The following is a 14254-nucleotide window of genomic DNA, read 5'->3' as shown; positions in this document are numbered from 1 at the left end:
GGCATGGTCTGCGCCGCGCCCATGGAGTCTATCCGGAGGAGGCACAGTAATGACGGCGCCGCAGCTTCCGGCGATCGTGACGCTGGCCGAGCGGCTGGCGGCGGATCGCGGGCCGGACGGCCCCGCCTTCTCGCTGAGCAGCGGCGACCTGAACGTCAATCTCGTGCGTTTCGATGCCGGACGCGGTGTGCCGGAGCACGTCAACGCCGAGCTGGACGTGCTGCTGCTGGGCATCGCCGGCCAGGGCGTGCTGGAGATCGAGGGCGTAGCGCGGCCGTTCGGCGCCGGGCAGCTCTGCCTGGTGCCGCTGGGGGCGCGCCGGGCCATCCGCAGCGCGGGCGGCCCCTTCGCCTATCTCACCTGCCATCGCCGGCGCGGCGGCCTGATGCCCGTCTGAAGCCGTCCGCGCCGTGCCACGTCAGATGCAGATGATCGTGCCGAAGATCGTGAAGAAGCAGCCGGGCGGCAAGACGAAGGGGAAGAACGGCTGCTGCACGAAGACCACGGGCTGCTGCTGGGCGACGAGAAGCGGCTGCGCCGGCGCAAACGGCGAGGCGCCGTTCGCGCAGAGCAGGTCGCCGAAGGCGTCGAAGGTGCAGCCGGGCACCGGCGACTGGGTCTGCGCCGGCGTGAACGGATTGACGGTCTGGAAGCAGGTGACCACGCCGGTGAACGGGTTTTGCACACAGGTGACGCCGGTTTGCGCGTGCGCCGTGCCGCTGCTGAATGCACCGACGACAAAGACCGCCACGAGCAGGCTGGAAGCGAGCAGTGCCGTCCGCAACAGGGTCTTCCCCATGGCTATCCCCTCCCCGCACCACATCCCCAAAGCCAGAAGCCAAAGACCATATGGAGTATACGCGCCGCCACCGGCGGCAGCAGAACACATCCGCGCGTTTGTGAGCAGATTGCAAGCCACGGAGCGGACCGCAGGTCGGCGCACCGCATGTAAGAAGACAAAGGGATGGATCAGAATGAACCCTCAGCGAAGCATAGTGATGCCGACGCCGGCGCTCGGTGACGGCTAGCCGTCGGGCCTCGAATCGCGCGGGCAGCCGCCCAGGAGCCGTAACCGTGTCGCCTGTACGACGCGTAAGCGCCGACGGCCGGGAGCGCTGATGTGAGCGTGGATCTCCGGCAGCGCGGGGCGCGCTGCACGCGCGAGAGCGCGATCGTGCGCGCCCTCGTCCATCCCGACGCGATTCTTGTCGATTTGCCGCCCGCTCGTTCGTCGTCTGAGTAGAGGCGCCGTGGCGCCGGCGCTGCCGGGCGTCACCAGCACCGCGTCTCCGCAGGAGGCACCGAGCCATGACATCCGAACCGGCGATCTCTCCGGCCTTTCCGTACGCGTCGCACTACGTCGAGGTTGCGGGCACCAAACTGCATTACATCGACGAAGGCGCGGGGGAGCCAATCCTCTTCCTGCACGGCAACCCGACCTCGTGCTATCTCTGGCGCAATGTCATCCCCCATCTCACGGCGCAGGGCCGCTGCCTCGCGCTGGACCTCGCCGGCATGGGCAAATCCGAGAAGCCGCGGAGCGAGTACCGCTTCTTCGACCACGTGCGCTACGTCGAGGGCTTCATCGCGGCGCTGGGGCTGCGCAACCTCACCCTCGTCCTGCACGACTGGGGCAGCGCCCTGGGCTTTCACTACGCCAGCCGCAACGTGGCGAACGTGCGGGCGCTCGCCTTCATGGAGGCGATCCTCATGCCCTTGCCGGGCTGGGAGCTGCTGCCGGACGAGGTCCGCACCCTGTTCCAGGCGTTCCGCACGCCGGAGGCCGGCTGGGAGCTGAGCGTCAACCAGAACGTGTTCGTGGAGCAGGTGCTGCCCGGCGGTGTGCTGCGCGGGCTGAGCGAGGAGGAGATGAACCGCTACCGCCAGCCGTTCACCGATCCGGCCAGCCGCACGCCGCTCTGGCGCTGGCCGAACGAGATCCCGATCGCCGGCGAGCCGGCAGACGTGGCCGCCGCCGTGGCCGCCTACAACGCCTGGCTGCAGCAAACGGAGCTGCCGAAGCTGCTGCTCCACGCCACGCCCGGCGTCACGCTCGGCGCGCCGCTGGTCGCGTGGTGCCGCCAGAGCCTCAAGAACCTGACGACGGCCGATCTCGGGCCGGGCCTGCATTTCCTTCAGGAGGACAACCCGCACGGCATCGGCGAGGCGCTCGCGCGCTGGTACGCAGCGCTCTGAGCCGCCGTGTGGGGCGCTTCACATTCCGGCTGTGATGCTGGATATCGCCCGCGGCCAGCTTCGCGGCCGCGGACGGATACGCTGCCTCGCAGACGCCGTGTGCAACCTCCGGCATGCTGAAGGAGACGCGGGAGACGTTCTCCCGGCCCAGCATGATGAGGAGGCCACCATGCGCCCGTTGCCGTACCCGTTCCCGTACCCGTATCCGTTCCCCTTCCCGTACCCGTATCCCTTCCCCTTCCCGTACGGGCCGTTCGAGCCGGCGCCCATCCACATCCGCCCGCTGTAAGCGCGACGGACAGACCGCCATCGCCCCGCGAGCCGCACCCTCGCCGGGGCGATGCGGCGCGCCAGAGCGCCGCGCTTGCCACATGCGCCGCTCGCCCGCACACTGTGGCAATGGAACCGATCGCGCGCAGCTACACCTCGCAGCGCCTGCGGCTCAACTACGTCGTCTGGGGCGACGAGACCAAGCTACCGGTGCTGCTGGTGCACGGCGGCCGCGATCATGCGCGCAACTGGGACTTCGTGGCCGCGGCGCTCCTCCCCGAATACGCCGTCTACGCCGTCGATCTGCGCGGCCACGGCGACAGCGACTGGGCCTTCGGCAGCATGTACAGCCTGCCGGAGTTCACGGCGGACGTCGCCGCCTTCGTCGATCACCTGGACCGCGGGCCGCTGCCGCTGGTCGGTCACTCGCTGGGCGGCGCGATCGTGCTGCAGTACGCCGGCACCTTTCCCAGCAACGTCACGCGCGTGGCCGCCGTCGAAGGGCTGGGGCCGGGCGTGCGCGAGCCGCGGCCGGCGCACCTGCGCATGGCGGAATGGATCGAGCAGGTGCGCGACTTCGAGCAGCGCCGGCCGCGCCCCTACCGCGCGCTGCAAGACGCCGTGCAGCGCATGCAGGAGGCGAACCCGCACCTGACGCCCGACATGGCGCAACACCTGGCCGAGCACGGCGTGCGCCGCCACGAGGACGGGTCCTACACCTGGAAGTTCGACAACTACGTGCGCATGCACTCGCCCTACGAGTTCGCGCTGCACGACGCGCGCGAGCTGTGGAACCAGATCCGCTGCCCCGTGCTGCTGATCCGCGGCGACAAGTCCTGGGCCAAAGACCCGGAGACGGACGGCAAGGCCAGCGCCTTCCACCAGTACCGCTCCGTGCAGATCGCGGACGCCGGCCACTGGGTGCACCACGACCAGCTCGACGCGTTTCTCACCATCCTGCTGCCGTTCCTGCGCGGGGAGGCGTAGCACCGATGGAGGTCGCCAACGAGCTGCTGGTCGGCGGCATCGTCGTCGGCGTCTTTCAAGAGAACTGCTGGGTGATCGGCTCGCGCCGCACGGGTGAGGCGATCTGCATCGACCCCGGCGACCAGCCGGACGAGATCCTGGCGCTGGCCCGCGAGCTGGGCGTGACGATCAAGCTGATCGCCAACTCGCACGCGCACATCGACCACATCCTCGGCGTGCGCGGCGTGCAGGCCGCAAGCGGCGCCCGTTTCCTGCTGCACGCCGAGGACCACGCGCTGGCCGCGCAGGCCGCCGGCCAGGCCGAGCGCATGCTGCGCATGCGTGTCGAGCCGCCGCCCGCACCCGACGCCGCGCCCGCCGACGGCGACGTGGTCGAGGTCGCCGGTGTGCGGTTGCAGGTGCTGCACACGCCGGGCCACACGCGCGGCAGCCTCAGCTATTACCAGCCCGACGCGAAGCTGCTGTTCAGCGGCGACACGCTGTTCATGGGCTCGATCGGCCGCACGGATCTGCCCGGCGGCGACTATGCGCAGGAGATGGACAGCATCATCACGAAGCTGCTGGCGCTGCCGGACGAGACGCGCGTGCTGCCCGGCCACATGCTGGAAACGACGATCGGCCGTGAGCGCCAGACCAACCCCTTCGTTTTGCAAGAGCTGCGCGGCCGCGGCTAGCGTCGCCGGCAATTACGATCTGGTGATGCAGGGAACATTTTTCCAAATTAGCGAAGCAATCACTTCGTTAATTCGTTGAATGGCGCCGCGCACGCCTGTAGGATGGCCGCAGGAAGTCCGGCAGCAGCCCAAATCTGCTCGCACCGCGAGCCTCAGGAGCAGCGGCAATGACCTATATCATTACCAATCCCTGCATCGGCACCAAGGACAAGTCGTGCGTCGAGGTCTGCCCGGTGGACTGCATCCACGACGACGGCGACGAAGACAAGATGCTCTACATCGACCCGAACGAGTGCATCGACTGCGGCGCCTGCGAGCCGGCCTGTCCCGTCACCGCCATCTACGCCGAAGACGATGTGCCCGACGACCAGAAGGGCTACATCGAAGTGAACACCCTCTGGTACACGGACAAGGCGGCCGCACGCGCCAAGGTGGACGCGCTGGCCGGATAGCCGGGTTCGCGCGACCGGCGGTCCCGCAGCAGCTCGCGTCGGGGCCGGCGCCGCTCGGGCAGGAACGCGAAGCTGCGGCCGCGGCCGTCCATACGCGGCCCGTTTGCGGGACCGCCTTGCCAGCCTGCACAACCAATGAGGCGGAGGCCGTTCAAGCGGCCTCCGCCATTTCTCTTCCCGGAGACTGTGCGATCGCCGCTGTGCAGCCGGCGGCGGCGCGGCTTACCGCCCGATCAGCATCTTGGCGCCGATCAGCACCACGGCACTGCCAAAGACGCGGGCCAGCATGCGGTCGGAGAGGCCGACCGAGAAGCGCGCCCCGAGCAGGCTGCCGAAGAAGAAGCCCGCGGCGATCAGCGCGGCGAGGCGCAGATCGACGTAGCCCTGCCGGTAGTACGTCCAGGCGCCGAGCAAGCCGATCGGCGGCACGAGCAGCGCCAGCGTGGTGCCCTGTGCCTGGTGCTGCGTGAGGCCGAAGAGGAAGACGAGCGCCGGCACGATCAGGATGCCGCCGCCGATGCCGACCATGCCGCTGAGCACGCCCGCCGAAAGCCCCAACGCCGCATACGCGGCCAGGTTCGCGTCCACCCTCTCGCTCCTTGCTGTGCCGGCGCCGCGCCGTGGCTCCGTGTCTTCAGTGTCGGGCACGGCTGGCAATAAGACAAACTCGTACTAATAATGCATAGCATCAGCCGTGCTTCTAGAATCTCGGACCTGCCGATGAACAGCCACCAACTGCGCCTCTTCCTCGCCGTGGCGCGGCAGCGCAGCTTCAGCCGCGCCGCCGAGGCGGAGCACCTGACGCAGTCCGCCGTCAGCCAGCAGATCGAGGCGCTGGAGCGCGAGCACGGCCTGCGTCTGTTCGAGCGCCTGCCGAGGCGCATCGAGCTGACCGACGCGGGCGAGGCGCTGCTGCCCTTCGCCGAGCGCGTCACCGCGCTGCTGGAGGAGGCGGGCCACGCCCTGGCCGAGGTGCGCGGTGTGGCCCGCGGCCGGCTGCGCGTGGCGGCCAGTCCGACGCCGGCGACCTACCTGCTGCCGCCGCTGCTCGGCGCCTTCGCCCGCCGGCATCCCGCGATCGAGGTGCTGCTCGATGTCGATGTCAGCGCCCGCGCGGCGCAGCGCGTGGCCGACGGCGAAGCGGCGCTCGGCGTAGTCGAAGGTCTGGCGGAGGACATCCGTCTCAACGCCACGCCGCTGCTCGAAGACGAGCTGCTGCTGGTGACGCCGCCGGCCTTTGTACCAGAGCGAACCGACAGGGACGGCGTGCTGGCCCTAGACGAACTGCCGCGCCTGCGCTACCTCGCGCGTGAGCCGGACGCCTTCACGCGCACGCTGGTCGACGAGCGGCTGCGGGCGCGCGGCGTCGCCTGGCGGCCGGCGATGGAGCTGGGCAACATCGAGGCGATTAAGCAGGCGGCAGCCGCCGGGCTCGGCGCCTCGTTCATCTCGCGCTACGCCGTGGCGGAGGAGATCGCCGCCGGCCGGCTGCGTGGCTGGCGCGTCGCCGGCCTGGACCTGCGCCGGCCGTGGTACCTGCTGCAGCGCGCCGGCGTGCGGCCCTCGCCGGCCGCCGCGGCGTTCGTGGCGATGCTGCAGGCGTCGGCCGGCGCCGGCCGCGGCGCGTAACCCTGCGCGGTCCGAGCGAAACGCGGCCGCCGCGGGATCAGGCCGTTCCGCTGTGCGTGACGCCGGGCGAAGGGCTCAGCCGAAAGACCGGGTGCCGCGGCGTCTCGCGCACGAGGGCGTCGAGCGGCGAGTCTGCCTGCGCGTCGAAGTACTGTTTCGTAATCGGGGTCTCGCGCAGGTACTGCTGCAACACCGGAGCGGCCTCTTCCAGCGGCAGCTCAACGAGACCGAGCGTCTCAACCCTCTTGCCACGCCGCAGCTGCACCCGTCCGCTCGACTGGGCGTTCTTAACCCACTCCCTCTCGCCGTACGGCGCGACCAGGAAGCGCTCAGCCGCCGCGCATACAGGACCAACTGCGCGATGCTATGGTCGAACACTACCGGAAACGTGTGCCAGCAACTGCGTCAGAAAGCGTTCGCCACTCAAATCCGGAGCAGGTTCGAGGTAGTTGGGCTCTGCGTCAGCCCTGGTTGGGTCGGAGATGAGGAAGCACGCAGCGCTATACTGGCGCTCGCGTACCAGTTTCCGACACAGTAACTCGTAGCGACGGGCATAGGACGCTCCTGCAAATTCTGGAAGGATCGCGAAGTGTGGCGAGATGGTTAAGATCGGTCGCCGAGAGGCTTCACAGTCTTCCAGCAAGAATACGTATCCAAGCCAAGGCGTGGGTGACGACCCAAATGTACCTTCGCGGTAGGCCACCCAGATATCGGCGGCCGTCCCGATTGCCTCTTCAGATCGGTTATTGAAATTGTTCCCGAACGACGGCCCAACCTGAGACTTGAGTTCAAGTGCCGCTACCAGATTTCCATCTACGACAACCAATAGATCCCAGTTCTTGGTTGCTCGATAGAAACCTGGCAAGCTCATAGTGCTGCGTACCGCAACGTCTTCAGGAAGCGATCCACGCGCGGCAAAAATGTGCTCTGGCCTCACGCCAATGTTCACCAGCAGCGTGATGATGGTCCGCGCAAAGCCGTGCAGGTGGGCGCCGCCCGTCACCGATCCGCGTTTGCCTTGATCGGTGGCCCCACGAGCTATCTGAGCGCCGGACTGGGCAGTGCGAGTTCCCCAAAACGTGCGCACAGCATCTGTGAAGACGTTCGAGGGTACGAGAAACATGCCGATCAGTCTCCCGCGGCGAGTGACAGCTGGACACCGTCATGCGCGGCCATCCTGCGCTGCGCGATGTCGTAGTACTCCGCGATGATCTCCATGCCAATGCTATTCCTGCCCCAGCGGCGGGCGGCCAGATTCGTCGTCCCCGTGCCCATGAACGGGTCGAGCACGGTATCTCCCACGAATGAAAACATCCGCACAAGGCGTTCAGCAAGCGAGAGCGGAAACGGCGCCGGATGCCTCCGCGTCGACGCGCCGGCAAGCGTCCAGATCTGCTGAAACCACTCCTTGTGGGCATCCGCCGGAATCACCGACAGCACGCGCGCCGGGACGGACGGTTGACGGTAACCGCCTGATTTCCTTTGAAAGAGGATGTATTCTATATCGTTCTTGACAATGCCATTCGGTTCATACGGTTTGCCAAGAAAGCTTGAGCCGTTCTCGACCTCGAGCTTTGCATTGGCGATCTTGTGCCAAATGATCGGCGCGAGGTTATCGAATCCAATGACTCTGCATCGTTCCTGAATACTGGCGTGCAGGGGAAACACCACATGGCGGCCGAATCGACGGCGCGGCAGGCACACATCGCCGACGACGACGACGAGACGCCCGCCCGGTACAAGTACTCGATAGACTTCACGCCATACCTTGTCCAACTCACTCAAAAAGTCTGTGTAGTCATCGACATGGCCGAGCTGCGCGGGGTGGTCGACATACTCCTTGAGCGTCCAATACGGCGGAGACGTTACGACGAGGTGAACGCTCGCATCCGCGATTTCAGCCATCGCCCGGCCGTCACTGAGTAGCAGGTCATGCGAGGTAGGCAAGGATCGGATGGCCTCCTCGATTCCACGGAGTAACGTCGGATCCTTCGCGATGGCAGGAATGGCTCTCTGGTTATCTTTGCTCACCAATGCCCGCGCCTCGCCAGGCACCAGCTTGTCGAGCAAACGGTCATCGAAGCAAACAGGCGCCAACACGGTCCCCTTGTGGCGATGAGCCTGCTCCATCATAGGGTCTGGGGCACTGCGTCGCTCCAGGGACGGTGATCATAAGGCACTCGCTCGGCATGGAGAGCCAACGTGGTCGATTCTAGGCATTGGCCGACGATCGGCTGTCTCCGCCGCCGTCTGCTCCCTCGGCGCGTCGATCGCGAAGCTCGAGCTGCGAAACACGCGCGGACGTGCGCTCATCCACGTCCGTCAGAAACGTCGCGTGTACGCGGTTGACGAGCGCGGCGAGGCTGACGGCCATGCACAGCTCGAACAATTGGCGCGGCGCAAAGCGGGCTTCGAGCGCCGCGTACAGCTCGGCGTCCACGCGGTTCTCCCGGGTCAGTGCGTCGGCGTAGCGCAGCGCCAGGCGGTCGCTCTCGTCGAAGACGGGCGCCGCCTCCCAGCCGTTCAGCCACGAAAGCTCTTCGTCCGAGATGCCGGCGCTCGACCCGAGCGCAAGATGCGTGGGCACTCAGTAGTGGCAGCCGTTGAGCTGCGAGGCGCGCAGATAGGCCAGCTCGCGCAGGCGCGGCGGCAACGCGTTGTGCCGGTACAGGCCGTCCACGAAGGCGTAGAAGCCGGCGAGGAAGTCGGCCTGGCTGGCGAAGAGCCGCGCCACGTTGCGCTGCCCCCGCCCGCCGTGCGCATCGAACAAGGCGCGGACCTCGGGTGGGGCCGTTTCATACTCGACCAGAGGAATGCGCGCCATCGTGCCGAAAACCTCGCAGACGCCGGGCTCAGGACGGCATGCGACCAGGCACCAGCGGCGTAATTTGCTCTGTGTCGTAGCGGCGACGCAGCTCCGCAATCGCTTCATGGTCAGGAGGACCGCCGCCAGAAAGAATCTCACCGAGCCCCTCGAAGTAACGCTCGTGTCCGGGAGGCGCCGCCTGGAAGAAGACCCGCGCCGGGCTCGTGCCCGGGTTCGCAAAGGCATGCGGACAGCCAAGCGGCACGAACATCAAGGTGCCCGGGTCGCCGCGTATGACTCGCTCGCCGGTGTGTGATTCCCACAGCCGCCAGTCCGTCGCCGTTCGCACGCGCGGTTCAAACGCCAGCAGATCGAGTTCGCCCTCGACGATATAGAACAGCTCCTCCAGCCGGCTATGCACGTGGGCGCCCACGTCGAAGCCAGGCCAGATCGTCAGCTCGAAGCTTGAAGCGCTGCGTGCCTGATCGGCGATTACCTTCGCGCTCACTTCCAAACCAGCCGCCCCGACTTTGCTCCCACCTCCGTGTGGGACGATGAAGCCGTCCGGCATCGCCTCGCCTCCTACAGACGACTCCTTCGCGCTCGCTGTGCAACGAACCCGATGGCATGCCGCGGACGTAATGCCGCCGGACTGCGCGCCATCGTGCCGAAACCCCTCGGTATTCTGCGCGAAAGCTGCCACATCGCACTCGGAAATTGTATTCTCTGCGCGGTGGCCGAGACAGCCACGCGGGAGGATTGCGATGGCGGTGGACCAGGCTCTGCTCAAAACCATGGAGTGGCGGATGATCGGCCCTCCGCGCGGCGGCCGCGTCGTCGCCGTGGCCGGCGACCCGGCCGAGCCGGCGACCTTCTACTTCGGCGCCTGCGGCGGCGGCGTCTGGAAGAGCACGGACGGCGGCACCTACTGGGAGAACGTCTCCGACGGCTTCTTCAAGACCGCGCCGGTCGGCGCGCTCGCCGTCTCCGAGGCCGATCCGAACGTGATCTACGCCGGCACGGGCGAGGCCTGCATCCGCGGCAACGTGATCCACGGCGATGGCGTCTACCGCTCCACCGACGCCGGCCGCAACTGGCAGCACCTCGGCCTGGCCGACACGCGCCACATCAGCCGCGTGCGCGTGCATCCCAACGACCCGGACACGGTCTACGTCGCGGCGCTGGGCCACGCCTTCGGGCCGAACAAGGAGCGCGGCGTCTTCCGCTCCAGCGACGGCGGCAAGAGCTGGCAGCAGTCGCTGTTCGTGAGCGAGCGCGCCGGCGCCGCCGACCTTTCGATGGACCCGCACAACCCGCGCCTGCTCTTCGCCGCCATCTGGCAGGCGCTCCGCACGCCCTGGACGCTGGAGAGCGGCGGGCCGGACTCCGGCCTCTACCGCTCCAGCGACGGCGGCGAGACGTGGAGCGACCTCTCCGACAGGCCCGGCCTGCCGAAGGGGATCAAGGGCCGCATCGGGGTCGCCGTCTCGCCGGCGAAGGCGGGGCGCGTCTGGGCGATCGTCGAGGCGGAAGAGGGCGGTCTGTTCCGCTCGGACGACGCCGGCGAGAGCTGGCAGCGCGTCTGCGAGGACCGCGACATCCGCCAGCGGCCCTGGTATTACATGCACATCTTCGCCGACCCGCAGGACGCCGAGACGGTCTACAGCCTCAATCTGAAAATGTGGCGCTCCAGCGACGGCGGCAAGACGTTCACGCCCGTGACCACGCCGCACGGCGACAACCACGACCTCTGGATCGACCCGGCCGACCCGCAGCGCATGATCGAGGGCAACGACGGCGGCGCCTGCGTCAGCTACAACGGCGGCGCCAGCTGGTCCACGATCTACAACCAGCCAACCGCGCAGTTCTACCACGTCGCGATCGACACACAGTTTCCCTACCGCGTCTACGGCACGCAGCAGGACAACTCCGCGATCTCCGTGCCCAGCCGCTCGGCCGCCGGCGCCATCCCCTGGGGCGAATGCTACGCCGTCGGCAGCTCGGAGAGCGGGCACATCCAGGTGCGGCCCGATAACCCCAACGTCGTGATCAGCGGCGCCGTGGGCAGCTCGCCGGGCGGCGGCGGCTCGCTCTTGCGCTACGACCACGGCACGGCGCAGACGCGCATCATCACCGTTTGGCCGGAGGTCTACAGCGGCTACGGCGCCAAGGACCTGAAGCACCGCTTCCAGTGGACCTTCCCCATCCTGATCTCGCCGCACGACCCGAATACGCTCTACGCCACCGGCGAGCGCGTCTTCCAGTCGTTCGACGAAGGCTCGAGCTGGGAGCCGATCAGCCCGGACCTCACCCGCAACGACGCCAGCAAGCTCGGCCCCTCCGGCGGGCCGATCACCAAGGACACGACCGGCGCCGAGCACTACTGCACCGTCTTCGCCCTGGCCGAGTCGCCGCTTGAGCGCCGTCTGCTCTGGGCAGGCTCCGACGACGGCCTGATTCACCTCTCGCGCGACGGCAGCAGCTGGCAGAACCTCACACCGCCAGAGCTGCCCGAGTGGAGCACGATCTGCACGATCGAGCCCTCGCCGCACGACGCCGCCGTGGCCTACCTCGCCGCCACGCGCTACAAACTCGACGACTTCCGCCCGATCCTGCTCAAGACCGGCGACTACGGCAAGAGCTGGCAGCCGATCACCAATGGCCTGGGCGACGGCGACATCACCCGCGTGATCCGCGAGGATCCAACCCGGCGCGGCCTGCTCTACTGCGGCACGGAGCGCGGCGTCTACGTCAGCTTCGACGACGGCAACGAGTGGCAGCCGCTGCAGGGCAACCTGCCCGCCGTGCCCGTGCACGACCTGCAGGTGAAAGACTCGGACCTGGTGGCCGCCACGCACGGCCGCTCCTTCTGGGTGCTGGACGACCTCTCGCCGCTGCGGCAACTTGCGGGCGAGATCGCCGGCAAGGCCTCGCACCTCTTCCAGCCGCGGCCCACATATCGCACGCGGCCGCTGCCCGGCGCCGGCCGGCCCGCCGATCCGGGCAAGAACTACAACATGGGTCTCGGCTGGGCCGTCACCTTCACCGAGAAGAAGGGGGAGCACGGCGAGCTGATCCGCACCCCGATCGACGCCGGCAAGAACCCGCCGGACGGCGTGATCGTCACCTACTGGCTCAAAGAGGAGCCGAAGAGCCCCGTCACGCTCACCTTCCTCGACGCGACGGGCAACGAGCTGAAGAGCTTTACCAGCAAGCCGGACGAAGCCGTGCAGCAGCCGGTCGCGGAGGCGCCGGCCGAGGGCGAGGAGGGCGAGGAAGGCGTCGAGGCGCCCGCGGCCGAGGCGCCGGAAGAGCTGCGCGTGCCGAAACGGGCCGGCGCCAACCGCTTCCTCTGGAACCTGCGCGCCGCCGACGCCCGCCGCTTGCCCGGCGAGACGCTGACCGACGTGCAGGTGGCCGGCCCCGCGGTGCCGCCCGGCAGCTACCAGGTGCGGCTGAGCGTGAACGGCGAGAGCCAGACGCAGTCCTTCGAGATCCTCAAGGACCCGCGCGTGGCCGCCTCGCAGGCCGACCTCGAGGCGCAGTACGCCTTCGCAAGCGAAGTGCGCGACCGCATCTCCGAGGCGAACGGCGCCGTAATCCAGATCCGCGACCTGCGCGACCAGGCCGACCGCTGGCTGGCGCGGGCGCAGGGCGACGCCAACGGCACGGCGCTGCGCCGTGCCGCGACGGCGCTGAAGAAGCGGCTTTCGGAAGTCGAGGCGGAGCTGATCGACAGCCGCGCGAAAGGGGCGCTGGACCGGCTGAACTACCCGGCGAAGCTGGTGCCGAAGCTGGCCGGCCTGCCGCCCGTGATCGCCAGCGCCGACGCCGCGCCGACCAGGCAGTCGCGCGAGGTCTTCGCCGAACTCTCGGCGCAGCTCGAGGTGCAGCTGGGCAAGCTGCGCGATCTGCTGGCCAACGAGGTCGCGGAGCTGAATGCCGCCATCCGCGCCGCCAGCCTCGATCCGGTGGCGCCGCCTTCGCTGGACGACAAGGCGAAGGCGAGCGCTGGCGCGGGCGACGGGCGGTCCGCGTAACCGTCGCGGGCCGCAGGGCGCGGGTGGCTTCAGCGCCTGTGCGGCCCTGCTCTCCGATCCGCAAGAGGCTCTTCGTTTACGGAGCGTCTGCCGCGGAAGCGGAGGGCAGGGCCGCGGCCCGTGCGCTGCCGCCGTACCTGGCGAGCGTGTCGCGAGCCAGGGCAACGAGGCGCCCGCGCAGCTCCGGCGGCTCAAGCGCCTCGGCCAGGGCGCCGAAGGAGAGGATGTAGCCGCACGCTTCCGCCTCGGACTCGAAGGAGAGCCGCAGCACGCTCCAGCCGTCATCCCCTGGCGGCGCCTGCGCTTCCAGGCGCAGGTAGGCGCCGACGCTGCCCAGGCGCGCCAGCATCTCCGGCGCGACACGCAGCGTCACCGGAAAGCGGGGCAGGTTCGCGGCGAACGTCGCGCTCGACGCGGCCCAGTGGGCGGCGAGGTCGAAGCCGGGCGGCCGCACCGCTGGCTCCGCCAGCACCGCCGCCGCGCGCACACGCGAGACGCGGTAGGTGCGCGGCTCTCCCTCCACCGCGGCGACGAGATACCAGACCCGCCCCTTGGCGACGAGGCCGAGCGGATCGACGATGCGCCGCACCGTTGCGCCGTCGCCGCGCTCGTAGGTCAGCTCCAGACGCCGGTCCTGCCAGACCGCCTCCTGCAGCGCCGGCAGCAGCGGCACGGGCTCTGCGCCGCGCCGCCAGCCGCTGGTGTCCACGTGGAAGCGCTGCCGCGCGTACTCGGCGTCGTGCCGGCGCAGCGAGGGCAGCGCCAGCAGCAGCTTGATCAAGCCGCTCTCCGAAGCGCCCTGCAGGCCCAGGTCGGCCAGCACGGCGGGCGGCATGCTGAGAAAGAGCGCCTGCACCTCCGCCTCGCTCAGGCCGGGCACGTCGATGCGGTAGCCTTCCGCCAGAACCCAGCCGCCGCCGCGGCCGCGCTCGGCGTAGACCGGCACGCCGGCGGCGCCCAGCGCCTCCATGTCGCGGTGGATTGTGCGGGCGGAGACTTCCAGCCGCTCGGCCAGCGCCCGCGCGGTCAGGCGGCGCTGCGCCTGCAAGAGCAGCAGGATCGAGAGCAGACGGTCGGCGCGCATCGGCGGCCGGTCCTCCAGAGATCGCAGAGTCCAGCATAACGCGAAAATAAGACATCGGTTGACATCTTTTAGCAGATACGCTGAAGCGAGCGGGCGCCGGAGGAACGGCGCCCGCA

General features: G+C 68.6%; 17 protein-coding genes. 8 read left to right on the top strand and 9 right to left on the bottom strand.

All coding sequences use genetic code 11. The features are described 5' to 3' along the window. Positions 1-49 precede the first annotated feature (49 nt). Positions 50-397: a cupin domain-containing protein gene (locus tag VKV26_03315; protein ID HLZ68919.1), complete on the top strand. Its 348-nt coding sequence runs from the start codon at positions 50-52 to the stop codon at positions 395-397. A gap of 21 nt (positions 398-418) precedes the next feature. Here VKV26_03315 and VKV26_03310 read toward each other — a convergent pair whose 3' ends face one another. Next, positions 419-799, bottom strand: coding sequence for a hypothetical protein (locus VKV26_03310; GenBank protein HLZ68918.1), 381 nt, complete (start codon positions 797-799; stop codon positions 419-421). A 321-nt stretch (positions 800-1120) separates the two neighbouring features. Here VKV26_03310 and VKV26_03305 point away from each other — a divergent pair, with 321 nt between their 5' ends. The 5 genes from VKV26_03305 (at position 1121) to VKV26_03285 (ending at position 4579) form a co-directional block, all read left to right on the top strand. Continuing rightward, entirely contained in the window at positions 1121-1243 is a 123-nt protein-coding gene (locus VKV26_03305) for a hypothetical protein (protein ID HLZ68917.1), read from the top strand. Positions 1244-1308: 65 nt separating this feature from the next. After that, complete coding sequence (locus VKV26_03300; GenBank protein ID HLZ68916.1) at positions 1309-2196, top strand: haloalkane dehalogenase; 888 nt, start codon at positions 1309-1311, stop codon at positions 2194-2196. Positions 2197-2595: 399 nt separating this feature from the next. Then, on the top strand, positions 2596-3453 hold the full coding sequence (locus tag VKV26_03295; GenBank protein HLZ68915.1) for an alpha/beta hydrolase: 858 nt from the start codon (positions 2596-2598) through the stop codon (positions 3451-3453). 5 nt (positions 3454-3458) lie between these two features. Then, positions 3459-4127 carry an MBL fold metallo-hydrolase gene (locus tag VKV26_03290; GenBank protein HLZ68914.1) on the top strand — a complete coding sequence of 223 codons (669 nt, stop codon included), beginning with the start codon at positions 3459-3461 and terminating at the stop codon, positions 4125-4127. Positions 4128-4294: 167 nt separating this feature from the next. Beyond that, positions 4295-4579, top strand: a complete 285-nt coding sequence (locus VKV26_03285; GenBank protein ID HLZ68913.1) for a ferredoxin family protein — start codon at positions 4295-4297, stop codon at positions 4577-4579. Between the two features lie 222 nt (positions 4580-4801). On the opposite strand, the gene VKV26_03280 is transcribed toward VKV26_03285, so the two are convergent. Beyond that, a complete protein-coding gene (locus tag VKV26_03280; GenBank protein ID HLZ68912.1) occupies positions 4802-5167 on the bottom strand; it encodes a sulfite exporter TauE/SafE family protein in 366 nt (121 codons plus the stop codon). Positions 5168-5299: 132 nt separating this feature from the next. Between VKV26_03280 and VKV26_03275 the strand changes: the two genes are divergently transcribed. Next, entirely contained in the window at positions 5300-6208 is a 909-nt protein-coding gene (locus VKV26_03275) for a LysR substrate-binding domain-containing protein (GenBank protein ID HLZ68911.1), read from the top strand. A gap of 37 nt (positions 6209-6245) precedes the next feature. Here VKV26_03275 and VKV26_03270 read toward each other — a convergent pair whose 3' ends face one another. From VKV26_03270 to VKV26_03245, 6 genes are all read right to left on the bottom strand, one after another. Further along, entirely contained in the window at positions 6246-6473 is a 228-nt protein-coding gene (locus VKV26_03270; protein HLZ68910.1) for a hypothetical protein, read from the bottom strand. 99 nt (positions 6474-6572) lie between these two features. Next, on the bottom strand, positions 6573-7331 hold the full coding sequence (locus VKV26_03265; GenBank protein ID HLZ68909.1) for a PaeR7I family type II restriction endonuclease: 759 nt from the start codon (positions 7329-7331) through the stop codon (positions 6573-6575). Between the two features lie 5 nt (positions 7332-7336). Next, positions 7337-8341, bottom strand: a complete 1005-nt coding sequence (locus VKV26_03260) for a site-specific DNA-methyltransferase (protein HLZ68908.1) — start codon at positions 8339-8341, stop codon at positions 7337-7339. A 79-nt stretch (positions 8342-8420) separates the two neighbouring features. Then, positions 8421-8795 (bottom strand): hypothetical protein, encoded by a 375-nt coding sequence (locus VKV26_03255; GenBank protein ID HLZ68907.1) that lies wholly within the window; start codon positions 8793-8795, stop codon positions 8421-8423. Then, positions 8796-9032, bottom strand: coding sequence for a carboxymuconolactone decarboxylase family protein (locus VKV26_03250; GenBank protein ID HLZ68906.1), 237 nt, complete (start codon positions 9030-9032; stop codon positions 8796-8798). Between the two features lie 28 nt (positions 9033-9060). Beyond that, on the bottom strand, positions 9061-9585 hold the full coding sequence (locus VKV26_03245) for a cupin domain-containing protein (GenBank protein HLZ68905.1): 525 nt from the start codon (positions 9583-9585) through the stop codon (positions 9061-9063). A 193-nt stretch (positions 9586-9778) separates the two neighbouring features. Between VKV26_03245 and VKV26_03240 the strand changes: the two genes are divergently transcribed. Then, the gene (locus VKV26_03240) at positions 9779-13054 is read left to right on the top strand and encodes a glycosyl hydrolase (protein HLZ68904.1); all 3276 of its coding nucleotides are present in this window, start codon (positions 9779-9781) and stop codon (positions 13052-13054) included. A 76-nt stretch (positions 13055-13130) separates the two neighbouring features. Here VKV26_03240 and VKV26_03235 read toward each other — a convergent pair whose 3' ends face one another. Further along, complete coding sequence (locus VKV26_03235; protein ID HLZ68903.1) at positions 13131-14138, bottom strand: YafY family protein; 1008 nt, start codon at positions 14136-14138, stop codon at positions 13131-13133. Positions 14139-14254 lie beyond the last annotated feature (116 nt).

Source organism: Dehalococcoidia bacterium (genome assembly GCA_035310145.1).
GTDB lineage: Bacteria > Chloroflexota > Dehalococcoidia > CAUJGQ01 > CAUJGQ01 > CALFMN01.
This window is presented reverse-complemented; position numbering and strand designations above follow the sequence as displayed.